The organism is Pedobacter sp. GW460-11-11-14-TSB4, from assembly GCF_059423705.1.
In genome coordinates this window covers 65,314-91,198 of the sequence record NZ_JBWKYI010000002.1, presented here as the reverse complement: position 1 = coordinate 91,198, position 25,885 = coordinate 65,314, and the positions used below count along the sequence as shown (strand labels likewise).

21 protein-coding genes are annotated in these 25,885 nt (G+C 40.4%); 16 read left to right on the top strand and 5 right to left on the bottom strand.

Annotation, left to right across the window (positions count from 1 at the left end):
• Positions 1-17 precede the first annotated feature (17 nt).
• The 3 genes from AC07YT_RS03355 (at position 18) to AC07YT_RS03345 (ending at position 2,638) form a co-directional block, all read left to right on the top strand.
• Complete coding sequence (locus tag AC07YT_RS03355; protein WP_494945163.1) at positions 18-1,304, top strand: hypothetical protein; 1,287 nt, start codon at positions 18-20, stop codon at positions 1,302-1,304.
• Between the two features lie 68 nt (positions 1,305-1,372).
• Entirely contained in the window at positions 1,373-1,918 is a 546-nt protein-coding gene (locus AC07YT_RS03350) for a TlpA family protein disulfide reductase (RefSeq protein ID WP_086548251.1), read from the top strand.
• A gap of 90 nt (positions 1,919-2,008) precedes the next feature.
• Entirely contained in the window at positions 2,009-2,638 is a 630-nt protein-coding gene (locus AC07YT_RS03345) for a Pr6Pr family membrane protein (protein WP_086548250.1), read from the top strand.
• Here AC07YT_RS03345 and AC07YT_RS03340 read toward each other — a convergent pair.
• Complete coding sequence (locus tag AC07YT_RS03340) at positions 2,635-3,525, bottom strand: bestrophin family protein (RefSeq protein WP_086548249.1); 891 nt, start codon at positions 3,523-3,525, stop codon at positions 2,635-2,637. The two genes, AC07YT_RS03345 and AC07YT_RS03340, sit on opposite strands and share 4 nt — an antisense overlap.
• Positions 3,526-3,677: 152 nt before the next feature.
• Here AC07YT_RS03340 and AC07YT_RS03335 point away from each other — a divergent pair, with 152 nt between their 5' ends.
• Entirely contained in the window at positions 3,678-5,201 is a 1,524-nt protein-coding gene (locus AC07YT_RS03335) for an MFS transporter (protein ID WP_086548248.1), read from the top strand.
• 11 nt (positions 5,202-5,212) lie between these two features.
• Positions 5,213-5,464, top strand: coding sequence for a DUF6814 family protein (locus AC07YT_RS03330; RefSeq protein WP_086548247.1), 252 nt, complete (start codon positions 5,213-5,215; stop codon positions 5,462-5,464).
• 14 nt (positions 5,465-5,478) lie between these two features.
• Here AC07YT_RS03330 and AC07YT_RS03325 read toward each other — a convergent pair whose 3' ends face one another.
• Together AC07YT_RS03325 and AC07YT_RS03320 are read right to left on the bottom strand one after the other, a co-directional pair.
• Positions 5,479-6,270: a rhamnogalacturonan acetylesterase gene (locus AC07YT_RS03325; protein WP_086548246.1), complete on the bottom strand. Its 792-nt coding sequence runs from the start codon at positions 6,268-6,270 to the stop codon at positions 5,479-5,481.
• Positions 6,271-6,274: 4 nt separating this feature from the next.
• Positions 6,275-7,915: a glycoside hydrolase family 43 protein gene (locus tag AC07YT_RS03320; RefSeq protein WP_086548245.1), complete on the bottom strand. Its 1,641-nt coding sequence runs from the start codon at positions 7,913-7,915 to the stop codon at positions 6,275-6,277.
• A 293-nt stretch (positions 7,916-8,208) separates the two neighbouring features.
• Between AC07YT_RS03320 and AC07YT_RS03315 the strand changes: the two genes are divergently transcribed.
• The 11 genes from AC07YT_RS03315 (at position 8,209) to AC07YT_RS03265 (ending at position 23,913) form a co-directional block, all read left to right on the top strand.
• Positions 8,209-9,165: a pectinesterase family protein gene (locus tag AC07YT_RS03315; protein ID WP_086548244.1), complete on the top strand. Its 957-nt coding sequence runs from the start codon at positions 8,209-8,211 to the stop codon at positions 9,163-9,165.
• Between the two features lie 159 nt (positions 9,166-9,324).
• Positions 9,325-10,998 carry a glycoside hydrolase family 28 protein gene (locus AC07YT_RS03310; protein WP_086548243.1) on the top strand — a complete coding sequence of 558 codons (1,674 nt, stop codon included), beginning with the start codon at positions 9,325-9,327 and terminating at the stop codon, positions 10,996-10,998.
• 5 nt (positions 10,999-11,003) lie between these two features.
• Positions 11,004-12,935 (top strand): glycoside hydrolase family 88/105 protein, encoded by a 1,932-nt coding sequence (locus AC07YT_RS03305; protein ID WP_086548242.1) that lies wholly within the window; start codon positions 11,004-11,006, stop codon positions 12,933-12,935.
• Between the two features lie 130 nt (positions 12,936-13,065).
• The gene (gene pelA / locus AC07YT_RS03300) at positions 13,066-14,076 is read left to right on the top strand and encodes a pectate lyase (RefSeq protein WP_086548241.1); all 1,011 of its coding nucleotides are present in this window, start codon (positions 13,066-13,068) and stop codon (positions 14,074-14,076) included.
• A 33-nt stretch (positions 14,077-14,109) separates the two neighbouring features.
• Positions 14,110-15,642: a tagaturonate reductase gene (locus AC07YT_RS03295; RefSeq protein WP_494945162.1), complete on the top strand. Its 1,533-nt coding sequence runs from the start codon at positions 14,110-14,112 to the stop codon at positions 15,640-15,642.
• A gap of 1 nt (position 15,643) precedes the next feature.
• Positions 15,644-17,290 (top strand): UxaA family hydrolase, encoded by a 1,647-nt coding sequence (locus AC07YT_RS03290; protein ID WP_086548240.1) that lies wholly within the window; start codon positions 15,644-15,646, stop codon positions 17,288-17,290.
• 195 nt (positions 17,291-17,485) lie between these two features.
• Positions 17,486-18,886 carry a glucuronate isomerase gene (uxaC, locus tag AC07YT_RS03285; protein WP_086548239.1) on the top strand — a complete coding sequence of 467 codons (1,401 nt, stop codon included), beginning with the start codon at positions 17,486-17,488 and terminating at the stop codon, positions 18,884-18,886.
• Positions 18,887-19,000: 114 nt separating this feature from the next.
• Positions 19,001-20,056, top strand: a complete 1,056-nt coding sequence (locus tag AC07YT_RS03280; protein WP_086548238.1) for a sugar kinase — start codon at positions 19,001-19,003, stop codon at positions 20,054-20,056.
• Positions 20,049-20,711, top strand: a complete 663-nt coding sequence (locus tag AC07YT_RS03275) for a bifunctional 4-hydroxy-2-oxoglutarate aldolase/2-dehydro-3-deoxy-phosphogluconate aldolase (protein WP_193419254.1) — start codon at positions 20,049-20,051, stop codon at positions 20,709-20,711. The genes AC07YT_RS03280 and AC07YT_RS03275 overlap by 8 nt, the downstream gene beginning before the upstream one ends.
• Before the next feature lie 22 nt (positions 20,712-20,733).
• Positions 20,734-22,173 (top strand): MFS transporter, encoded by a 1,440-nt coding sequence (locus AC07YT_RS03270; protein WP_086548237.1) that lies wholly within the window; start codon positions 20,734-20,736, stop codon positions 22,171-22,173.
• 114 nt (positions 22,174-22,287) lie between these two features.
• Positions 22,288-23,913, top strand: coding sequence for an NADP-dependent glyceraldehyde-3-phosphate dehydrogenase (locus AC07YT_RS03265; protein ID WP_086548236.1), 1,626 nt, complete (start codon positions 22,288-22,290; stop codon positions 23,911-23,913).
• Positions 23,914-24,104: 191 nt separating this feature from the next.
• Here AC07YT_RS03265 and AC07YT_RS03260 read toward each other — a convergent pair whose 3' ends face one another.
• On the bottom strand, positions 24,105-24,845 hold the full coding sequence (locus AC07YT_RS03260) for a rhamnogalacturonan acetylesterase (RefSeq protein WP_086548235.1): 741 nt from the start codon (positions 24,843-24,845) through the stop codon (positions 24,105-24,107).
• Between the two features lie 13 nt (positions 24,846-24,858).
• Positions 24,859-25,881 (bottom strand): pectinesterase family protein, encoded by a 1,023-nt coding sequence (locus AC07YT_RS03255; RefSeq protein WP_086548234.1) that lies wholly within the window; start codon positions 25,879-25,881, stop codon positions 24,859-24,861.
• Positions 25,882-25,885 lie beyond the last annotated feature (4 nt).

Genomic DNA, 25,885 nt, shown 5'->3' with positions numbered 1-25,885 from the left:
GTTTAACAATTAACAACATGAACACAATAAAAATATTTTTAGCCTTTATGGCTTTAATTGCCGTAAAAACTAATGCGCAAGAAGGGGTCGTAAACAGCCCGTCAGAGAAAGTAGTTATAGAAAATGTAGAGAAATCGTCAACAATGGCGATGGTTAACACTTCAAAGTATAAACAAACAGGCAGTGATGCCGAACGATCAAAATCTTTTAGCAAGAGTTTTAATGTAGATAATAACGATAAGGTTAATTTAAACAACCAATTCGGATCTATCGTAATTAAAACCTGGGATAAAAAAGAAGTACGTGTTGACGTAGATATTAAAGCTTATAGCAACTCAGACAGCGATGTACAGAAACTGATTGATGGCGTGAGTATTGATGCCGCTAAAAATGGTGATGTGGTTTCTTTCAAAACCAATATGGGCGACAGAAACGGACGTTATGGCCGCGGGATGAAAAATGGTGTAACCACCTGGCGTAGGGAAGTAAAGGTAAGTTATGTGGTATATATGCCTGCTGTAAACCCATTAACGGTTTCACAAGAATATGGCAATGTAGAATTGGGTAATTTTTCTGGCCCGACTTCTTTAAAGGTAGAATATGGCAATTTGGTTGCCGGTAATTTAAGCAACGTAAATAACTACATCAATGTTCAATATGGCAAATGCGATATCCAGGATCTGAATGCCGCTGTAGTAAAACATGAATATAATGGGCCTGTAACCATTGGTTCGGTAGGTACTTTACAGCTTAATGCAGAATATGTGGCGGTAAACATCAATACCATCAGAAGATCAGCCGATATTAAAGTAGAGTATGGCAAAGGTTTAACTATTGGTACCATTGGCGGCAACTTGCTTTTAAATGCCGAATATGCCAAAGTAAACATCAATACGGTTAAAGGTAATACAGTGGTTAAACAAGCTTATGGCGATTTAAATATTGCATCTGCAGGTAAAATTGCCGTTAATGCCGAATATTCGAATGTTACTTTAGGCTCGCTGAATGGCGATGCAAACATCAACATGGATTATAACCGTTTAAATGTGAGTGAAATTACCCCAGCTTGTAAAAACTTCACCTTCGGAGGCGAATATGTAAGCATCGGCTTGGGCTTTGCAGACCGGTTCAATGCCAATTTCAACGTTTCTACTTCGTATGCAGGCTTTAAATATGGTTCAAACGTAACATCGAGCCTGGTTAGTAAAGACGATGAGACTAAAAAATATACCGGCAAAATTGGTAGCGGTGGTGCTGCAAACGTATCCATTAAAACCGAATACGGCTCAGTTACCTTTAAATAAGATTTTCTAAACCAAACAAACAATGAAGTCCTGCCAAATTGGTAGGACTTTTTTTATATTTTGCGCTGATGAAAATTTACCTTATTCTTCTGCTTTCTATTTTTTCCTTCACGGTATTGGCACAAGATGCCCCGGTTAAATGGGCCACACAGGAAACTTTCTTTGAAGATTTAATAGGTAAAGATTTACCTGCTTTTAAAGGTTTAACCACCAATAAAAAGCCGTTCTCTAATACCGATTTAAAAAACCAGGTAGTGGTGATTAACTTTTGGTTCGAAAAATGCCCGCCCTGTATAGCCGAAATGCCCGAATTAAATAGTTTGGTGGCTAAATATGGTAAAAAGGCCGTAAGGTTTATCGGCATTACGCATGATCATCCCGCTAGTGCCAAACGCTTTCAAAAACGAAACGGGTATAAATACGAAATTGTATCGTTGAGCAAAGATGAGATCAGAAAACTGAATATTAATCACGGTTTTCCATCGAATGTATTGGTTGGAAAAGATGGAAAGATTATTTACGCCACAGCCAATATTTCCTTTTCCGACCCTCAGTTCAAAGCTAAATCGATACTTTTTGAGGAGAAATTAAAAAGTACATTAACAGGTTATTAACCATTTCCGGAAGCGAAAAAACGCCACTTAAATTTCATTCCTTCATATTAATTTCCTACTTTTCTGTCACACTCAATATAGCGCTAGCTTATGGATTTAAAAAATAATTTCAGGCCTTTTTTTATTGGTGCTGCTATTGTGGTTTGGTTTTCCCTCGCATTGCAATTCAGGGTAAGTTTACAGCTCTTGAATAATGATTATCCTGTAACAATTAAAGCGTTTTTATCTTACTTTACCGTAATCACCAATATTATTGTTGCCATTTGCTTTACACGTTTATCTTTTGTTAAACGAAGTGAATCAGGCAGTTTATTTACCCGCTCTTCTACTTTAACGGCCATAACGGTTTATATTGTGGTAGTCGGTCTGATTTACAATATCATGCTGCGTGGCTTGGCATCGCCTGTAGGTTGGGCGAGGCTGGCCGATGAACTTTTGCATGTGGTAAGCCCCTTAATCTTTTTATTTTTCTGGCTTTTCTTCGTTAAAAAATCAACGCTACAATACAAACAGGCCATTAACTGGCTGGTTTATCCACTGCTTTATGTGGTATTTATTGTGGTTAGGGGTTACCTGATTAATAAATATCCCTACCCATTTATCGATGTAGTACAATTGGGTTATCCAAAAGCCATTCTGAATGCAGTTGTAATCCTGTTTATCTTCTGGCTTTTATCACTGCTTTTCATCTTTATCGGGAAGAAAACAGTTAAGATTTAAAGGACATATTCGTCATTGATCGGTTTAACAGGCTCAGGAATCTCATCATCTTCAAGCATCTGCAAAAGGTTGATCTCAATCGTTCTGGTAATCTGGTTAAGCGGAACCCCTGCCGAATTGTTTTCAAAAGGATTAACCAGGCTCATTCCATTAATCTGCGTAGATACAAATACGAAACCAATTAACCAGCCCAAAAATATGGCTGCGGGCCCTGCATCCTGACTGATAACCAGGGTAAAGGTGACCACAAATAACCAGATAAATACTTTAGTTAAATAGGTGTAAGTGGTAGGGAATATGGTATTTTTAATACGCTCGCTCATGCCCATCGAATCAGAAAACCGGGTAAGCATCTCATTAATTTCAATAAAGCGGAAACCATCAATGGCATTAGCTTTTGATAATTTTTGTAAATCTCTCGATTGTATATTTAAAATCGCATTATGCGTATTGTTGTGTTTTTCTATTTCTTTTAAATCTGCTTCAGATAAATATTTGGTGTAAATTTCATCTATTGTGCCTCTTAAATTCGCTTTTAACGCATATAAAAAGGCAATGTGCCGGTAAACCATTCGTTTTACACTTTCTTCATCTTCATCCACGTAATTAATCAATGCCCTTGCAAAAGAACGCGAGTCGTTTACCAAAGCACCCCATATTTTTCGGGCTTCCCACCACCTATCGTACGCCTGGTTATTGTTGAATCCAATAAAAAAGGCAATGGCTGTACCTAAAACCGTTGGAATAATGGATGGAATGGAGAAATGATGGGCAATTAAATACTCACGTACAAAGTAAGCGGCGGTGCAGGAGGCAATCATGATCAGATCAACGTGCCAGGTATTTCTTAAAATTCTACTTAACCTAATGTTTTGTATTAAAAGCATATTATCTAAATGGAGAATAAATTCGTTACGGATGAAAATACAAAACTAAAGCCGAAATGTTTGGTCATGTAACAAATTAATTGACAGACAGTACAGGTTGCCGATTGTCATGCAAATGTTTATCTTGGGAAACCAAATATTCTTAATTTCTTATGAGCGACACTTTACCCAGGAACAATATCTTTAAAGTAATCGGTGCATCATCCCTAGGCACGCTGATTGAATGGTATGATTTTTACATTTTTGGTAGCCTTGCCGTTATCATTGGTCATCAGTTGTTTCCGGAAGATGCAGGTGCATCGGCCTTAATCAACACCCTGGCTATTTTCGCAGCAGGTTTTATTGTGCGTCCGTTTGGTGCATTGGTTTTTGGCAGGCTTGGCGATTTAATCGGCCGAAAATATACTTTCCTGCTCACTTTGGTGTTGATGGGTGGATCGACATTTTTTATTGGTTTAATCCCCTCGTATAAAAGTATTGGTTATGCCGCACCAATTTTGGTATTAATATTAAGGTTAATCCAGGGGCTGGCATTGGGTGGAGAATATGGTGGTGCGGCAACTTATGTAGCAGAACATGCACCAAAAAACAAACGTGGTTTTTTTACCAGCTGGATTCAAACTACTGCAACATTGGGTTTATTCCTTTCGCTGGGGATTATCGTCATCACGAAGAATATTTTAGGTGCTGAAACTTTTGGCGATTGGGGCTGGAGAATCCCTTTCTTGTTATCGATAGTACTGGTTGTTGTTTCGATCTATATCCGCATGAAAATGCATGAGTCGCCCATGTTTTCTAAACTGAAGGCAGAGGGAAATGTCTCAAAAAATCCACTCAAAGAGAGCTTTAACAACAAAGCGAATTTTAAGATGGTGCTTCTGGCCCTATTTGGGGCAACGATGGGGCAAGGGGTAATCTGGTATACGGGTCAGTTTTATGCACAATCATTTTTAGAGAATACCTGTAAGCTGGATTTTAATGACTCGAGATATATTCTGCTTTGGGGGATTGCCTTTGCCACTCCGTTTTTTGTGATATTTGGTGCCTGGAGCGATAAGGTTGGCCGGAAGTGGATTATGCTGAGCGGCATGCTTTTGGGAATTCTTTTTTATCGCCCTATCTATCAAATATTTTTGGATGATACCGATTATACAAAAATTGAACAGACGGATATTTTATCTGCCAGACCCGCTCCGGTAACTTCTGTTTTGATTGCAAACTCAACTGACAGTTTACGCACCGTTTCTACTAAAGTAATGTTAAAAAATGGTGCATCTTTTAACAAGGTACAAACCGATACGGTTTCTGCAACCAAAGGGATTCTCCTGGGTAAAGAAGTAGTAAAAGATAAAATTTTGCCTACGCCGGTATTCTGGAAATTTGTTGGCTTAATTTTCTTCCAGATTTTATTGGTAACCATGGTTTATGGGCCAATTGCAGCTTTCCTGGTTGAATTATTCCCAACTAAAATCAGGTACACCTCTATGTCGCTGCCTTATCATATCGGTAACGGTGTTTTTGGTGGACTTGTGCCCTTTATTGCAACCTTGATTGCAAGTTTTTCAGGCTCTACGCCGCTATCGGGCCTTTGGTATCCGATAGGTATAGCGGCATTGAGCCTGGTTATTGGTGCCATTTATTTATCGAATAAAAGAGACGAAAATATTAACGACTAGATACGAAGAAGATGAATACGTTAAAGAAATTTTTAGGTTTAGTCTGGATGGTTTTGGGACCATTAACCATGACTTTTTTGTTTATGCAGGCGATAGATAAAGTAGGCCTGACCCATACAGATATCGAGCGCACCAATACCATGCTGCAATGGGCAATTATCCTATTTATTTTCCTTCCAATTAGTTTGGGATTGATGATATTTGGCTTTTATGCCTGGAAGGGCGAGTATGATCGCTTGCCGGAAAGTTCAAAAGAGTTATGATTTAAGTCTTATTGTTAATCCGTTTTGTGGTTGATGTTTTTTAATTCATTATAAACCAGCTGTGCAACTGCTCTGGCTCCTTCTGGCTGGAAGTGGGTATTATCTTTTTGTCCTTTTGGATACGCCTCATATTTTGCCGAGTCTAAATTCATGAAGTAATGTTTGCTTACAAATTCACTTCCCTTTGTGGTAAAAAATGCTGCTGAAAGTGAGGTTAGATCGATAATGGATACGTTTAATTCCTGAGCCACATCTTTCACTGCCTGTGGATATTCGCCATGTGCACTGCCCAGTTTGCCATCTTTCCAGGGGTAATTACGGGTAACCGGCGTAATCAGAACCGGTAGAGCACCTTGTGCTCTTGTTTCTTTCACATACATCCTTAAAAAATCTTTATAACCCGGAATATCAACATAACGTTCGGGTTTATCTTTCGCTGCATCGTTGTGCCCAAACTGGATCAATACCAGATCATTCTTTTCTAAGGTTGATAAAACTTCTTTCCACCTTCCCTCTTCAAAAAAAGTTCTGGTGCTTCTTCCCCCTTTTGCTTTATCAATAACCAAAGCGCTGTCGCTTTTAATCAACCTGTTTAATTTTTTTAAACTGTCTTTTTTTAGGAATTGCTGAAACACCTGCCCCCAGCCCGTAATTGGATATTTTTTCTGCTGATAACCTTCATCCAAAGTATAATCTGCAACAGTAGAATCGCCGATTAAATAAACCTTAACAGGTTTAGGTTTAATTAGGAAAGACATTAGTAAAATGACACCAAGGGTTGCGATAAGGATTTTATATTTTTTCATTGCTCTATTTTAAAGCTTGTACACGGAACCAATCAAATTCGGCAATTCCTGAATCATTCGTTTGGCTATCCCGAATGGCAAAGATGCCCATTTTTGCGCCGATCCATTGCCCTGCTGTAGCCTGAAACTCATCGCCTACATTCGTAAAACGAATTCCGTCTTCACTGTAACTAAACTGGCATTTTGCACCCGGGCTAACTTTAACCCTAAAATACACTGACCCCGATTTCAGCCTGGTAATTTCTTTTTCGTTTTCCGTTTTTCCCTTGTCGGCACTTTGGCAAACACCATACATCAGATATATGCCATCTTTTTTGCTCTTCATACTAATCTGCGCATAACTTCTGCCCATTATCACCAAACCCGTTTTTTCGTTCTCCAGTTTTGGATTAGGTTTAAACAAGAGTTTGGTTGTGACCATAAATTCATCAGCAGGAAATTTCTGCATCAACAGATTCGGTACATCCCAAAGGTTTTTAGCATCATCAGGAATTTTAGCCGTGTACAACTTTAACAAACCCTTGTCTGCATCGGTAAATAGCCAGGTAGGTTGCGGATTGGCCTGCCATTGCCATTGTAGGCCTAGTTTTGAAGTATCAAATTCATCACTTTCCACTGGGGTTTCAATCGGATAAACCTTACCTACGTTTGGTTTTTTATAGGTGGTTACGGGCTCACCTTTACCGTCGCCATCTGCATCAAGGCCGATAACGGGCCAGTTATTGATCCATTTCATCGGCTGCAGATGAACCACACGGCCATAAGCGTCTTTGTCCTGAAAATGCAGGAACCAATCTTCACCCGTTTGCGTATTAACCCAGGCACCCTGATGCGGACCATTTACCGAGGATTTCCCTTGATCCATAACTACCTTTCTCTCGTATGGGCCGTAGATGTTCTTACTTCTTAAAATTAATTGCCAGCCTGTAGAAACACCACCAGCTGGTGCAAACAAATAGTAATAGCCGTTACGTTTATAAAATTTTGGCCCTTCAATGGTTGGGTCGAGTTCGTGACCATCGTACACAATTCTGCCTGTTTCTAGTGCTTGCGCGCCGTCGTTTGTTAATGGCATAATCGCCAACACACTTTTTATGCCTGCGCGGCTTCCTGCATAGGCATAGGCCAGATAAGCTTTGCCATCTTCGTCCCAAAACGGGCAGGGATCAATCAATCCTTTACCAGCAGCAACCAATTTTGGCGCAGACCACATTCCTGTTATGGTTTTAGCTTTTGTTAAATAAATCCCAAAGTCAGGGTCGGGATAATAGATATAAAATTCGCCATTGCGGTAACGGATAGAAGGCGCCCAAACACCATTGCCATGTTGAGTTTTTTCGAAATGATCGAAGGGAGGCTGGCGTTTTAAAGCATGGCCGATTATTTTCCAGTTGACCAAATCTTTCGAATGCAGAATCGGCAACCCCGGGATGGCATCGAAACTGGAGGCGATCATATAAAAATCATCTCCCACCCGGATGGCATCAGGATCAGAATAATCGGCATTGATCACCGGGTTTTTATAAGTCCCGTTCCCTAAGTCAGCAACCCAAACTTTAGAGATATACTCGCTTTTTGGCCTGAGTTGGGCAAAGGTTTTGATGCCAAGACTTAATACAAGGATTGAACTAAATAGATATTTCATTTTACAATGATATTTTTAATAATATTTGGTCAGTAATTTATGAACAAGATGCTGAAACAAGTTCAGCATGACGCCGCGGGGGTATAAACAAGGTTAAGTCTTTTTTTATTTTTAGGCAAGTTGTTATTGTGCAATCGTTCCCGACATCGTTTGCAATGTTTAATCCCGGAAAAACTTCTTTCTGATGGATATTAATGTTTAAAATTGTTCATCATATATTTTAAAAACACGGCTGCGTTACAAAGTTTATACTTTTACGTGGCCGATTTTAATTTATACCTAACCAAATTGATATGAAAGCAATCATCCTGTTTTTTCTTGTGGCGATTTCATTGACCGCAAATGCCCTTGAAACCAAAGCAGACTTTGTCGTAGCCGCCGATGGAAGCGGAAACTTTAAAACGGTGCAGGAAGCCATCAATGCCGTACCCGATTTCAGGAACAAAATCACTGTCATCTTGATCAAAAAAGGCATTTATAAGGAAAAACTGATTTTGGCCGCTTCTAAAAAGAATGTGCGGTTTATCGGCGAAAGTGTAAACGAAACCATTTTAACTTATGATGACTACGCCCAGAAGAAGAATGTTTTTGGTGAAGAAAAAGGCACTTCGGGTTCTTCCAGCTTTTATATCTACGGCGAAGGCTTTTCTGCGGAGAACATCACTTTCGAAAATTCATCAGGTCCGGTAGGGCAAGCCGTTGCGGTTTGGGCAGGAGGTGATAAATTAATTTTCACCAACTGCAGGTTTCTAGGCTTTCAGGATACACTTTATACCTACGGAGGCAACAACCGCCAATACTATAAAAACTGTTACATCGAAGGAACGGTTGATTTTATTTTCGGGGCTTCAACGGCCTGGTTCGAAAGCTGCACCATTTTCTGCAAAAAGGCGGGGTATATCACAGCAGCATCAACTGCTGATACTACAAAATTTGGTTATGTATTAAACAAATGCAAAATCAAAGGAGATGCACCAGCCAATAGTTTCTACCTGGGCAGACCATGGAGGCCTTATGCAAAAGTTGCCTACCTCAATTGCGAACTGCCAGATTTAATCCGCCCTGAAGGCTGGAACAACTGGGGCAAAGAAAGCAATGAGAAAACGGCCTATTATGCTGAATATAAAAGCAGTGGAAAAGGAGCCGATCCGGAAAAAAGGGCAAATTGGTCGCACCAATTAACAGATAATGAATATAAGACCTACATTTTGGAAAACGTTTTCCGTGGATGGGATCCAGAGGTGAAATAAGTGTGTTAAATAATTGATATACAGTCGTTAAGTATCTGTTTTCTGGCGCCTTTTTGCCTTGTTTTCCGGTAACGATTGCATAGATTTCTCTTCTATTTTAAGCGCAAACAACGTACACTTGTTATTACAATAACCAAGTATAATTTAACAGCGCAAATAATGAAACATATTTCAGGTCGTTTATGCCGTATTAAGGTAGCTCTGGCATGCTTAATTCTATCTTCTGCAAGTGCTGCTATCGCGCAACAAAAGCAATCCTTACCCGTTATTCAGCAGGTTAAATTTAAAAAAGATACCACGAGCATTGTTCGCTTCGGAGCAAAAGGCGATGGGATCACCTTAAATACACAGAGTATTAATAAAACCATAGCAAGCGTGAGTCAGAAAGGTGGTGGTGTGGTTTTAATTCCCTCTGGTTTATGGTTAACCGGCCCTATCGAGTTAAAAAGTAATGTCAACCTGCACTTAAAACGTGATGCTATTCTTCAGTTTACCGACGATTTTAATCAATACAAATTGGTACAGGGCAATTGGGAAGGTCAGCCAGCCTGGAGAAACCAGAGTCCGATTTCAGGTGTTAACCTCGAAAATATAGCCATTACCGGAACCGGGATTATCGACGGGAACGGAGGTGCCTGGCGCATGGTTAAAAAAGATAAACTCACCGAAACACAGTGGAAAACTTTGGTGGCCTCAGGTGGCATCGTTAAGGCTGATGGAAAAATGTGGTACCCATCTGAGAAAACCCTTAAAGGTTCGAATACTAAAAATGCAGGCGTAATCGAAGCGGGTAAAACAGCGGCAGATTATGAAGATATCAAAGATTTCCTTCGTCCGAATTTGCTGGTGTTAACGGGCTGCAAAAAAATTCTTTTAGAAGGCGTTACTTTTCAAAATTCACCAGCATGGAATTTACACCCTTTACTTTGTGAGGATTTGACCTTAAGAAACTTACAGGTAAAAAATCCCTGGTTTGCACAAAATGGCGATGGCGTTGATGTAGAATCGTGCAAAAACGTATTAATTGAAGGTAGCACTTTTGATGTGGGTGATGACGGGATTTGCATTAAATCGGGAAGGGATGAAGCGGGCCGCAAACGTGGCGTGCCTACAGAAAATGTAATTATTCGCAATAATGTGGTTTACCATGCCCATGGCGGTTTTGTAATAGGCAGCGAAATGAGTGGTGGTGCAAAAAACATCTGGGTGTACGATTGCTCTTTTATTGGTACTGATATCGGCCTGCGTTTTAAAACTACCCGTGGCCGTGGTGGTGTGGTCGAAAATATTTACATCAACAACATCAATATGATCGATATTCCTGGTGAAGCCATTCTGTTCGACATGTATTACGCTGCGGTTGACCCGGTTCCTTTGGCGGGCGAAAAACGTGAAGCCATTAAAACGGTAATGGTTCCGGTAACTGAAGCTACGCCCCAGTTCAGAAACTTTTACATCAAAGATGTGGTAGCCAATGGTGCTGAAAAAGCCATATTTTTTAGGGGTCTCCCAGAAATGAACATCAAAGATATCCACCTGGAAAATGTAACCATAAAAGCAAACAAAGGCATTGAAATTATTGAGGCTGCTGGAATTTTCCTTAAAAACATAAACGTAATTACCGAAAATACCAGTCCGGTTGTCATGATCCAGAACGGATCGAACATCAACATCAGCAATTTAAAATACCCTGAAAACAGCAAGGTGTTGTTTGATGTAAGCGGCGAAAAGACAAAAGGTGTAAAAATTAGTGGAACAGATGTTTCTAAAGCGAAAATGGCTACACTTTTAGGTACTGAAGTAGATAAAAAAGCACTGGAAATTTCAAAATAACCAACATGAAGAGATCAATTCTATATACAGCAGCTGCCCTCATCGGTTTTTCTATTTTATCACAAAGTGGATTTGCCCAAAAGAAATTATCAGAACAGTTAACCTTAACTGCGATGGAAAAACTTTGGCAGGATACGACCGTTTTAAAAGGACCAAAAGGACCGAGATGGTCTTACGACATGGGTGTGGTACTGGAAGGTGCTGCAGCGGTTTGGCGTAATACAGGCGATGGGAAATATTTCAAATACATTCAAAGTTCGATGGATGCCTATTTGGATAAAGAAGGAAATATCACCACCTACAAATCAGAAGATTTTAATATCGATAACATTAAAAATGGCCGTTCGTTATTATTGTTGTACAAAGTTACCGGGCAGCAGAAATACCTGTTAGCGGCAACTAAATTGTACGATCAGCTACAAAAGCAGCCACGCACCCAGGAAGGTGGCTTTTGGCACAAGAAAATTTACCCAAACCAGATGTGGCTGGATGGTTTGTACATGGGAGAACCGTTTTATGCGGAATATGCCAGGCTGATGAAAAAAGAAGCCGCTTTCGACGATATTGCTAAACAATTTATCCTGATGGAGAAAAATTCCCGCGATGTTAAAACGGGATTACTTTATCACGGTTACGATGAAAGCAGAACAGAGCAATGGGCGGATAAAAAAACAGGCCGCTCACCAAATTTTTGGGCCAGGGCAATGGGTTGGTACATCATGGCTTTGGTAGATGTGCTGGATAATTTCCCAGCTAATCATCCTCAGCGGAAAGAATTAATCGCCATTTTAAACCGTACGGCAACCGCTGCTGTGAAATATCAGGATCAAAAATCAGGTGTATGGTTTGATATTTTAGATATGCCAACCAGAAAAGGAAACTACCTGGAAAGTTCGGCTTCGAGCATGTTTGTATATGGCCTGGCCAAAGGTGTACGTAAGGGTTGGCTGGCGCCATCGTTTATGGCGGCTGCAAATAAAGGTTATGCCGGTTTAAAGAAAGAATTTGTTGAACAAGCGGGAGCAGAAAGAATAAACCTGACCAAAACTGTATCCGTATCGGGATTGGGTGGAAAACCCAAATATCGCGATGGAAGTTTCGACTATTACATCAGCGAAAAGGTAATCACCAACGATCCGAAAGGCGTAGGCTCATTTATCTGTGCAGCTTCAGAAATGGAAATCGATCAGTTACCAAAACCAGGCAAAGGGTTAACCGTTACCGTTGATAATTTCTTCAATAACGAGTACATGGCTGGTCCTACCGGAGATAAAATCCCTTTTCATTATGTATGGGAAGAAGATGATAACAATGGCTTTTCCTTATTCGGTAAAGTATTTAATGATGCCGGGGTTAAAACCGCTACCCTTAAAACGGCACCAACAACAGCAAATTTAAAAGGCAGCAACATTTATATTATTGTAGATCCAGATACCGAAAAGGAAACGGCAAATCCAAATTTCATGAATGCTGCACATGCCAAACAGGTTAGCGAATGGGTTAAGGCCGGAGGGGTATTAGTGCTCTTGTTAAACGATGTGGGCAATTGTGAAATTTCTAAATTCAATGTGCTGCCAGAAACTTTCGGAATCCATTTTAATGAGGATAGCCGCAACAAGGTTCAAGGTTCGAACTTTGAGCAAGGTGCTGTAAAAATCCCGGTCGGAAATTCAATTTTTAAAACCGCCAAAAAAGTTTACATCAAAGAAATCTCGACTATCGTAGCCAAAAGCCCTGCGGTTTCGGCCTTAACAGATAATGGAGACGTGCTTATTGCAACAGCTAAATATGGTAAGGGAACTGTTTTCGCTGTGGGTGATCCATGGTTCTATAACGAGTATATCGATGGCAGGAAATTGCCCGCAGATTTTGAAAACTTTAAGGCAACGAACGATCTGGTAAACTGGTTGATTAAACAGGTTCCGGGTAAAAAGTAACCATAGATGAATAAATATTAGCCACGGAAATACAGACAAACGGAAAAATTAATTAATGGTCTGTGGGACACAGACGATGGCTTCAATGCTAATCTGTGCCTCCTTGGCAAACAACTAAGAAATAAAAGTGATGAAAATAAAAATATGGTTAACCCTGGTCTGTAGCAGCTTCATGCTATCGTGTTATGCGCAGCAGCCTACCGATTCTACAGCAGATAAAATGCTTGTATATCAATTAGGCAATGGCGGCTGGCCAAAGCAACTCGAAGATAAAAGCGTGGTGAACTACGGAGCAACCTTAACACCTGAGCTTTTGGCCAGGATAAAAGCAACGAAAGATTTACACGCCACGTTCGATAACAAAGCCACCAGCAGAGAAGTGCTATACCTCGTTCAAGCGTATAAAAAAACACAGAATAAGGCTTATTTAACGGCAGCTGAAAAAGGATTGGATTATATTTTAGTCGCGCAATATGCGAATGGTGGTTGGCCGCAGTATTATCCTGATAAAGCTTTGTACCGCTCAGAAATTACCTACAATGATGATGCAATGATTAATGTGCTTAATATCTTACAGGATATCGTCACACAGAAAAATGATTTTGAGGTTGTAAATCCAGCTTACATCAAAAAAGCAGAAACGGCCATTGCAAAAGGTATTGATTGCATTATCAAAACACAGGTAAAACAGCATGGAACTTTAACTATCTGGGCTGCGCAATACGATAAAGACTCAATGTTGCCTGCAAAAGCAAGAGCATTTGAGCCGGCTTCATTAAGCACGAGTGAATCGGCAGGTATTGTCCGTTTTCTGATGAGGCTTAAAAATCCATCGCCTGAAGTCAAAAATGCAATTGCTGCTGCAGTGAAATGGTTCGATACCTATAAAATTGCGGGTTATCGTTTCGATCGGAATAAAAATACTTCAGCTTTGGTTGCCGATAACACGAGCATGACCTGGGCACGATTTTACGATATAGAGAAAAACACCCCGATTTTCGGCGATCGTGACAACACCATTAAAACAAAATTAGAAGAGTTAAGTCCTGAGCGGCGAAACGGCTATGCCTGGTATGGCAACTGGGGCCAAAAATTAATCGAAAAGGAATACCCGAAGTGGTTAAGCACAAGTGGAAAATAAATAATTATAACCCGTCATTACCAGTAGCGCGCAATGACAGAAAATAGCAAGGCAATGATTTTAAACAAAGAAAATTTAAAAAATATTAACGGCGATAAGGTGATCAAACCAAGTGCCGAAATTTTGGCTTTACCAGAAAAAGTAATCCAGTTTGGAACAGGTGTTTTACTACGTGGTTTACCTGATTATTTTATTGATAAAGCCAACCAGAAAGGAATTTTTAATGGTCGTGTGTTAGTGGTTAAATCCACTTCAAAAGGTGGTGCTGATGCATTTTCGAAACAGGATAATTTATACACACTTTGTGTAAAAGGGATCGAAGATGGTGCTCATGTAGAAGAAAATTCTATCAACGCTTCAATCAGCCGTGTTTTATCAGCTTCACAAGACTGGGCAGAGATTTTAAAAGCCGCTCACCAGCCCGAAATGCAGGTTGTTATTTCGAATACAACTGAAGTTGGGATTGTTAAAAGTGAAGATAAAATCACTGATAACCCGCCACAGTCGTATCCAGGAAAATTATTGGCTTTTCTGCACGAAAGATATACTGCATTTAATGGTTCGGCAGAAAGCGGGATGGTTATTGTGCCAACAGAATTAATTAGTGACAATGCGGATAAACTGAAAGAAATTTTGCTTGATCTTGCCATTCAGAACAAACTGGGCTGGGATTTCGAAAACTGGTTAAAAACAGCCAATCATTTTTGCAAGACTTTGGTGGATAGGATTGTTCCAGGAAAACTTCCGGAATCAGCGCAAAAAGCCATCGAAAGCGAATTGGGTTATGAAGATGAATTGATGATTATGGCCGAACCTTTCAGGCTTTGGGCTATTGAATCATCAAGCGAAAAAGTGAAAGAAATTTTATCTTTTGCAAAGGCCGATAAGGGTGTTTTCATTGTTCCGTCAATCGACAAATTTAAAGAACTAAAACTCCGCTTACTTAACGGCACACATACCATTAGTTGTGGATTAGCAATCCTGGCAGGTTTCAATACGGTAAAAGAGGCGATGGCGAATGAAGATTTCTCGGCTAATGTATTAAAACTGATGAAAGATGAAATTGCGCCTGTTGTGGTAAATGAAGATATCACTTATGATGAAGCAATTGCTTTTGCGAAAAGTGTAGTCGACCGTTTCAGTAACCCTTCCCTTGAGCATCAGTGGCAGGCCATTACGCTAAACTTCACCTCAAAAATGCAAATGCGTAATATGCCTTTGATCAGAAGATATTATGCTTTAAAAAATGAAGTTCCTCAACTTACCGCTTTAGGGGTTGCCGCATATATTCTTTTTATGAATGTAAACCAGGATGGCGATACTTACACCGCCAGTGCAAACGGTAAAACTTATCCGGTGCAGGATGAATTTGCAGAAATTTTATACGAATACTGGAAGAATCCGGAAACGGTTGTAGATAATACCCTTGGCGACAGGCGTCTTTGGGATAAAAACCTGAATAATTACCCCGGCTTTAACGCGGCCGTAAAATCTTACGTTGACTTATTACAGAACAAGGGTGCAAAAGAAACTTTAAGTAACTTGCATTCAGAAAGGACAATTTAAAATGGTTACTAGAATTTTAAAAATCCATCCTAACGATAATGTACTTGTTGCCTTGCAAAACCTGGCAAAAGGCGAAACCGTTATTTACGATGGGCACGAATATATTTTACAGGATGATATCCAGGCTAAGCATAAGTTTTTTATGCAGGATATGAATGCAGGCGATCACATCATTATGTATGGTGTATTGGTGGGTAAAGCGCAGCATTTCATCCTAAAAGGTGGCTTAATGGATACCGAAAACACGAAACATGCTTCTGATCCATATGAGTTCAGGCCATACCATTACGAATGGCATGCACCGGATGTTTCTAAATTTGAAGGCCGGACCTTTAACGGTTATATCCGTAGTGACGGGCGTGTAGGAACCGCAAATTATTGGTTGTTTATTCCGACTGTATTTTGCGAAAACCGCAACCTGGATGTGATCCGTGAGGCTTTGCACAATGAATTGGGTTATGCGGTAACCGATAAATACAAGTCTTACGCCCACCAACTGGTTGAAGCGTATAAAAATGGCGAAATCTTAGCAGAGGCCGATCCAAGTTCTATCGGACTGGCGAATCCATCGGCCAACCGTGTTTTTAAAAATGTTGATGGCATTAAATTCTTAAACCATCAGGGTGGCTGCGGTGGTACCCGTCAGGATGCCGCTGTGCTGAGTAAATTATTGGCTGCCTATGCCGATCACCCTAACGTAGCAGGTGTAACTGTTTTAAGCTTAGGCTGCCAGAACCTGCAGGTTAAAGATTTTATGGACGATTTAAAACACCGCAGTCCGAATTTTGATAAACCTTTATTCGTTTTTGAGCAGCAACAATCGCAGAGCGAAGAACAATTGGTGAAAGAAGCCATCAGGAAAACCTTTATTGGTTTAACCGAAATCAATAAAATCGAACGTCAGCCAGCCCCTTTGAGCAAACTGGTTTTGGGTGTTAAATGTGGTGGTAGTGATGGGTTCAGTGGAATTAGTGCTAATCCGGCAGTAGGTTATACTTCTGATTTATTGGTGGCTTTAGGCGGTACTGTACTTCTTGCTGAGTTCCCTGAGCTTTGCGGCGCAGAACAACAGTTAATCGACCGTACCAAAGATGAAACTGCGGCACGTAAGTTCATCCAGTTGATGACCGCTTACAATCAATCGGCAGAAAATGTGGGCTCTGGATTTTTCATGAATCCATCACCTGGAAATATAAAAGATGGTTTGATTACCGATGCCATTAAAAGTACCGGAGCAGCAAAAAAAGGCGGAACTTCGCCGGTTGAGGATGTTTTAGATTATACCGAGCCAGCAACAAAACCTGGATTAAACTTAGTGTGTACCCCAGGAAATGATGTGGAGGCTACTACCGGAAAAGCAGCGTCTGGAGCAACCTTAATTTTGTTTACCACAGGTTTGGGCACACCTACCGGAAACCCGGTTTGTCCAACCATCAAAGTTTCAACCAATAATGCTTTAACCAAACGCATGGGCGATATCATCGATATCAACTGCGGACCGGTAATTGAAGGCGAAAAAACCATCGAACAAATGGGAGAAGACATCCTGGAATATTGTATTAAAGCGGCCAGTGGCGAAGTAATTCCTAAAGCGGTGCTGCTTAATCAGGATGATTTTATTCCATGGAAACGGGGGGTTAGTCTTTAATTAGTCTGGAGTCGTAAGTCCCAAGTCGTGAGCCTTGGAGCCCAATTCCGTGGTCTGTGACCTCACAGGCCACTAATACATAAATTGAGTTCCGGTCTGTGAGGACACAGACCGGAGATAATACATAAATAAAAATTTAATAGATAAGCGTTTTGATCAGCTCAAACCGATATCTAATGTCTCAAATCATATAGAATGAAACCTTTTTTAGACGAAAATTTTCTTTTGCAAAGCAAAACTGCTGAAAAGCTTTACCACAATTTTGCAAAGTCATTGCCGATTATCGATTACCATAATCACCTTATTCCAGAGCAGATTGCCAATAATACACAGTTTGCCAATATCAGTCAGGTTTGGCTTGCCGGCGATCATTATAAATGGAGAGCCATGCGTGCCAATGGTGTTGATGAAAAATACATTACTGGCGTTGGATCTGATTATGAGAAATTTGAGAAATGGGCAGAAACTGTTCCATATACCCTGCGTAACCCATTATACCACTGGACACATTTAGAGCTTCAGCGTTATTTTGGTATAACCGATTTACTTTCTGGCAAAACGGCACAGAAAATTTTCGATGAATGTTCTGCAAAACTACAAACCCCCGAATATTCGGTGCGCGGTTTATTAGCCAAAATGAATGTTGAAGCCGTTTGTACTACCGATGATCCGCTGGATAGTTTAAACTTCCACCAGCAACTGGCAAGAGAAGGTGCCAACCTTAAAATGTTGCCGGCCTTCCGTCCGGATAAAGCGATGAACAGTGATGATATTGAAGGTTTAAACGAATATATCGACAAATTAGAAAGTGTTGCTGATAAAACCATCAGTAACTTTCAGGATTATATCGACGCCTTAAAAAGCCGCCACGATTATTTTGCGGCAAATGGCTGTTCGGTTTCTGACCATGGTTTGGAACAGATTTACGCTGAAGATTATACTGAAGCTGAAATTGCATCGATCTTCGATAAAATCCGCAGCAAACAGCATATTTCTTACGAGGAAAACCTGAAATTTAAATCGGCCATGCTGGTTTATTTTGCAGAGTGGGACCATGAAAAAGGCTGGGTACAGCAATATCACCTGGGTGCCTTACGGAATAACAATGCCCGGATGTTAAGGCAATTGGGGCCGGATACGGGCTGGGATTCGATCGGCGATTTTAGTCAGGCGAGAATGCTTTCTAAATTCTTAAACCGCTTAGATAATCAGGATAAACTGGCTAAAACCATTATCTATAACCTTAATCCTGCCGATAACGAATTAATTGCAACCATGATCGGAAACTTTAACGATGGTTCGGTTGCAGGTAAAGTCCAGTTTGGTTCGGCCTGGTGGTTTTTAGATCAAAAAGATGGTATGATTAAACAGTTAAATGCACTATCGAACATGGGGCTTGTAAGCCGACTGGTAGGTATGCTTACCGATTCGCGCAGTTTCCTTTCTTTTCCCCGTCACGAATATTTCAGAAGGATTGTTTGTAACCTCTTTGGAGAAGACATTGAGAATGGCGAATTACCTAACGACTTGGAGTGGGTTGGCAAAATTGTGCAGGATATTTCGTACTTTAACGCAAAAAATTACTTTAAATTTTAACCAAAATCAGGCTTTAGGGAGGTATTTCGTTGGAAATAAATCATTTCAATCGTTTTCCTTCCATTTTCATACCGTTGCAGAGAACAGCATGAAACACGCCGATGATACACAAAAATGAGCACCCAAATATTCGCTTCATCAAAAAAAGGAGAAAAAGTTTTAAGCTTTGGTGAAATACTTTTACGCATCTGTCCGGATATGGATGGGCAATGGTTAAAAGAAAATAAACTACCATTTTATGTTGGTGGTGCAGAGCTGAATGTAGCAACGGCACTGGCACTTTGGAATGTTCCTTCAACTTACTTATCGGCTGTGCCTGATAATTCGGTAACACGTGAAATTGTAGATTATCTGGATGCAAGGAACATTGATACCACGCCCATGGTTTATCACGGCGAGCGTTTAGGTTTATACTATCTTCCGAAAGGGAAAGACCTTAAAAATGCTGGTGTAATTTACGATAGGGCAAATTCGGCTTACGCTGATTTGAAGGTTGGACAAATTAACTGGGATGAAGTTTTTGAAGGTGTGAGCTGGTTTCATTTTAGTGCCATATGCCCGGCAATCAATCAATCTATTGCCGATGTTTGTTTAGAGGCATTAAAAGTAGCCAGTGCGAAAAATATTACCATTTCGCTCGATTTAAACTATCGTGCCAAGCTTTGGAAATATGGTAAAGACCCGATTGATGTTTTACCACAACTGGCTCAATATTGTACGCTGATTATGGGTAATGTGTGGGCGGCGAACAAAATGTTGGGTACTGCACTTCACGAAGATTTAATACCAACCGAGGGTTATGCAAAGGAAACGTTACTGCAACAGGCAACCGATACTTCTAAAGAAATATTAAGTTTGTTTCCGGCATGTAAAGCGGTTGCAAATACCTTCAGATTCGATCATGGCAAAGGTATCAGGTATTACACTGCTATTTATACCGCTGATGAATTAACGGTTTCAGAAGAATATGTTTCAGAAGAAATTTTAGATAAAGTGGGCAGTGGCGATTGTTTTATGGCCGGTCTGATTTACGGTTTTTATAACCAGTTATCGGCCAAAGAAACCTTAAATTTTGCCACCGCAGCAGCATACGATAAATTATATATTCCAAGCGATGCGACAACCAGTACAGTAGCCGATATAGAAAAAAGAATTATACGCAATGATTAGCAACAAGCACAAAATTTTAGATGCCATTTTAGAGCAGGGCATGTTACCCCTTTTTTACCAGGATAGCGAATCGGGTAGTGTAGAAATATTACGCACTTTGTATAAAGCCGGTGTTCGTGTTTTCGAATACACCAACCGTGGTAAATCAGCACTGCCGAACTTTAAAAAGTTAAAAGAAATCCGCGATGCAGAAATGCCTGATCTTTATTTAGGTATTGGAACCATTAAAACGCCTGCAGATGCAAATGCTTTTATTGAGGCTGGAACAGATTTCATCGTGGCGCCGATCGTAAATCCGGCAGTAGCCGAAATTGCCAACAAAATCGGGATGCTTTGGATCCCGGGCTGTATGACGCCGACTGAAATCAGTGTTGCGCAAGAGCACAAAGCCATGCTGATCAAAATTTTCCCTGCTAATATTTTAGGCCCTGAATTTATTTCATCCATTAAAGATCTTTTCGCCGGACAGCTGTTTATGCCAACCGGTGGTGTAGAAATTAATGCCGATAATTTAAAAACCTGGTTTAAATCTGGTGTTTGTGCCGTTGGTATGGGCAGCAAATTAATCAGTAAAGACGTGATGAGCAAAGGTCTTTACGAAGAGTTATTCGACAATACAAAATTAGCGCTTGACCTGATTCAGCAAAGCAAATAAAAATTTAACACACCCTAACCAAATGAACCAACCCAAAACAAGCAAATACAGATGGACCATATGTTTGCTGTTATTTCTAGCTACGACCATAAATTATTTAGATAGACAGGTACTTTCTTTAACCTGGACAGATTTTATTAAACCAGAATTTCATTGGGATAATAATGATTATGGAAATATTACAGCCTTGTTCTCTATTTTCTACGCCATCTCGATGCTTTTTGCAGGTCGTTTTGTTGATAAAATGGATACCAAAAAAGGATTTTTATGGGCGATAGGCGTTTGGTCTGTTGGGGCCTGTTTACATGCTTTTTGTGGGATTGCCACTGCCGGGATCATCAATGGAAACTGGTTTGTAGGATTTGAGGGTGCTAAAGATGTAATTGCCCGCGTGAACGATACCGGATTAATTGTTTCGGTAAGTGTTACCTTATTTATTTTTGCCCGTTTTGTATTGGCTGTTGGAGAAGCAGGAAATTTTCCGGCTGCAATTAAAGCTACTGCCGAATACTTCCCTAAAAAGGACAGGGCATTTGCAACCAGTATTTTCAATGCAGGTGCTACTGTTGGCGCACTAGCTGCACCAATTACCATTCCTTTTATTGCAAAAGCTTATGGATGGGAAATGGCTTTCATTATTATCGGCGCACTCGGTTTTGTATGGATGGGCTTATGGATTTTTGTGTACAACAAGCCAGAATTACATAAAAGGGTTAGCCCTGAGGAATTGGCTTATATTCAGCAGGATGTGATCAACGATCGTAAACTGGCTGATTACGTAGAAGAAACCAAAGAAAAAGTTTCATTTATCGACTGTTTTAAATACAAACAAACCTGGGCTTTTGCTTTTGGTAAATTTATGACCGATGGCGTTTGGTGGTTCTTTTTATTCTGGACCCCGGCTTACTTAAAATCGGTTTATGGCATGGATTCTACGCAAAGTGCGCTCCCTTTATTTGTGCTTTATATGATTACCTTGCTATCTATTATTGGGGGATGGTTACCAACCTATTTCGTTGATAAAAAAGGTATGAACCCATACGAAGGCAGAATGAAAGCCATGTTGATTTTCGCATTTTTTCCGCTTTTAGCCTTGGCAGCGCAACCTTTGGGACACATTACCTATTGGATTCCGGTAATTATTATCGGTATTGCAGGTGCGGCTCACCAGGCGTGGTCGGCCAATATATTTTCAACCGTAGGCGATATGTTCCCTAAAAAGGCGATTGCTACTATTACCGGTATTGGCGGTATGGCAGGTGGATTAGGCTCTTTCATTATCAATAAAGGATCAGGTTTATTGTTTGATTATACTGGCAAAAACGAGATTGTTTTTATGGGCTTTAAAGGTGAAGAAGCAGGTTATTTTATTATTTTCTCCATCTGTGCGGTATGTTACCTTATCGGCTGGACAGTAATGAAAACCTTAGTACCAAAATATAAAGTTATCGAACTAAAATAATTTGAAAGCTGAGGCATAGGGATAACCAATCCTGATCTTCAGCTTTTTTACAACAATAAATCTATACTTAAACTATAGACTTAACATTAATTTAACCCTAACAAACAAACTAAATTGAGTACATCGCTAAACCTCGAAAGTATTTTCGTTGAAGAGAGCCAGATTCCAGATGAATTTAGGCTCACGGAAGAAATCAATCAAAAGGAGTTTCTTTCCAATGGAGAAATGAAACCATGGAATGGACCATTTAATGAAGTGTTTTCTCCGGTATGCGTAAAAACCCCTGAAGGCTTAAAACGAAAGCGTATTGGTAGTTTCCCTGTTTGCACAGAGAAAGAGTCGACAGAAGCTTTAGATGCAGCCGTAGCCGCTTATGATAATGGTCGCGGGCAATGGCCAACCATGAGTGTTGCCGATCGGATTACCTGCGTAGAAAACTTCACCCATAAAATGATTGAGCAAAAGGAAATTGTTGCGAAATTAATTATGTGGGAGATCGGTAAATCGTATGCCGATTCGGTAAAAGAATTCGACCGTACAGTGGAATATATCTATGCAACTATCGATGCGCTGAAAGATATCGACAGACAATCATCACGTTTCGAAATAGAGCAGGGTATTGTGGCTCAGGTACGCCGTTCTCCGCTAGGCGTGGTGCTTTGTATGGGGCCGTTCAACTATCCGTTAAACGAGACTTTTACAACGCTTATCCCGGCTTTGATTATGGGCAATACGCTTTTATTCAAACCACCTAAACACGGTACTTTATTGCACTACCCTTTATTAGAGGCTTTCCGTTCCAGTTTCCCTAAGGGCGTTGTAAATACGATTTATGGTCGTGGCAATACCATCGTTCCCGGCTTAATGAAATCAGGAAAAATTAATGTGCTTACCTTAATCGGCTCAAGTAAGGTAGCCAACGAACTGAAAAAACTGCACCCTAAAGTAAACCGTTTAAGGGCAATTTTAGGTTTAGATGCCAAAAATGCGGCGATCATCACTAAGGATGCAGATCTTGATCTGGCGGTTTCTGAAACCGTATTGGGCTCACTTTCTTTTAATGGTCAGCGTTGTACCGCGATTAAAATCGTTTATGTTCACCGCAGTCTAGCGCAGGAGTTTTTAAAACGTTTATCTGCTGAAGTAGAAAAACTGAAGTTTGGTATGCCTTGGGAAAAAGGTGTAAACCTGACACCGCTGCCTGAGCTGAATAAACCTGAATATTTAAAGGAATGTATTGATGATGCGGTTTCGCACGGCGCTAAAGTGATCAACAAAAATGGCGGGCAAACCTTAGAAACTTTTGTTTATCCAGCCATTATGTATCCGGTAAACAGCAATATGAAACTATACCGCGAAGAGCAGTTTGGTCCGATTGTTCCTGTTGTTCCATTTGATGATCTGGAAGAGCCTATTGAATATTTAATCGGTTCGCCACACGGCCAGCAAGTGAGTATTTTTAGTAATAATGCGGCGGTAATTTCTTCATTGATTGATCCTTTGGTTAACCAGGTAAGTCGTGTTAACATCAACTGCCAGTGCCAACGCGGACCAGATGCTTTCCCTTTTACGGGCCGTAAAGACAGTGCGGAAGGAACACTTTCTGTAGTGGATGCCTTGCGTTCGTTCTCGATCCGTTCTTTGGTGGCCACCAAATTTACTGACGATAATAAAAAGTTATTGAATGAAATTGTTAAAGGAGATGATTCGAACTTCTTAAGTACGAAGTATATTTTCTAATTAAATTATAGAAACTAAGCCGCAGATTCGCAGATTAAAATCTCTGAATTTGCGGCTTTTTATCATGTGTTATAGTCCTCGTTTGTAACGAGGATTACTGAGGGACGCATTTGTAATGCCGGGTATTGTAGGCGATATAATCGCTATTCTCATACATCCTCGTTGCAAACGAGGACGATACCCACCATATTTTACTTCAAACTCTTCACCAAACTCAACTTTAATTCCTTTATCCCCTTCACCACCAAACCCGCTACCTGTTTGGCTCCCTCCAGGCTTAAATGTGTATTGTCTTTTTTGCCATTTGGGTAATTCACATTGCCCGAATCAACATGGTTAAATAACTTAATAGATGGCTCCTCGCCCAGGCGGTTTAACAAACTTTCTGTTTTTACCAGCATATCAATTAAAGGAACATTTAACGAATCGGCTACCTGACGGGTAATCCGTGGATAATCGCCATGCGAATCGATTAATACGCCATTTTTAAAACTCCTGCGCGAAATTGGTGTAAGTAAAACCGGGAAGGCTTTTTTGCTTCTGGTCTCATTTACATAATTAACCAGATTGATTTTGAAATCAGCTAAGGATACACCAACTGTTGGTTTGTCAACTTTCTCATCGTTGTGACCAAATTCGATAAAAACATAATCGCCAGGATTTAACTGGGCCAATATCGGGTCCCAGCGTTTTTCTGCCCTGAACGATTTTGTACTCCTGCCGTTTAAGGCCCGGTTATCAACCGCAACATCGGTTTTAAAATAAGATTGTAGTGCCATCCCCCAGCCCGTTTCGGGGTAGGCCTTTTCTTCCTTGTTGGCGGCAGTAGAATCGCCAATAATGTAGAGTTTAGTTTTCTTTTGGATGAGGGTAAAAGACAGTAATACAACCAATGTTCCGGCAGCTAAAATTTTAAAGAAATTCGTTTTCATATTTTTTATTGATCTATAACTGCGGGGGATTCCATTGATCCGCTCCGCCAAGTATATTTTTTAAAGTGTAGGTTTTTGCTTCTTTATCTGTTAGCTGTTTTGTCCAGGGCAATCTCGTTTTGGGCGAGGCGCCATCTCCCTTATTTTTATATTCTGCATAAAAAACGGTCAGTTCCTTATTTGGGAACATGAGATCGCCTTTCCATGGATTCCAGCCTTCGGGTAAAATATGTTTCCCCAGATCGCAGGCCATGAATACCGTTTTTGCATAAGGGCGCCAGGGCCTGCCGAGATAAGCTTTTGTTACGGCCGGATCTGCAATGAGTTTACAATTTATAAAAACAAATCCGAATTTTTGCTGCGCTGAAGTGGAGGCTGCGGTAACATAAGAATCGCTTAAACTTTTGATGGTACAATTTTGAAACACCACTGTTGCTTTACCGAAAATAAAATCGGTTGTGCCTTCGATATAACAGTCATGATAGTATTGGCGGCTATTTTCGATTCCGGCATAAAGGGTATCCTGATTGCCCAGAAGCCTACAGTTTTTGGCTACAAAACGATCACCTTCTACATGTAAGGCAACAGCTTGTCCGACACGCCCAGCTGAATTGATAATGGTTAAGTTTTCGAGGTGGATATCGTTGCCCTGAACCAATACGGTGAATGAAGTATAGGTGCTGAATTTGGGAAGGCCAAAAATATCTTTACCCATCGGGTTTGGCTTCCCCGAATAATCATCGAAGGTAATGATGGTATTTTCGGCCTTTTCTCCGATAATGGAGATCTTAATTTTCCATGATGGAATAATCAGCTTCTCTTTGTATGTGCCGTTTTTAACCTGAATTTTAACCTCTTTTTCGCCTAAATCCCTCACTGAATTGATAGCCTCCTGGATGGTTTTGTAATTTCCGCTGCCATCTTGTGCAACGATTATCATCGATGGGTATTTAGGATCCTGGGCAAAAACTTTTGAGCAAATGCCAAGATATAAAAGCAAGGTAGCGGCTATACAGACTATGGTTGATTTCACCATTTGA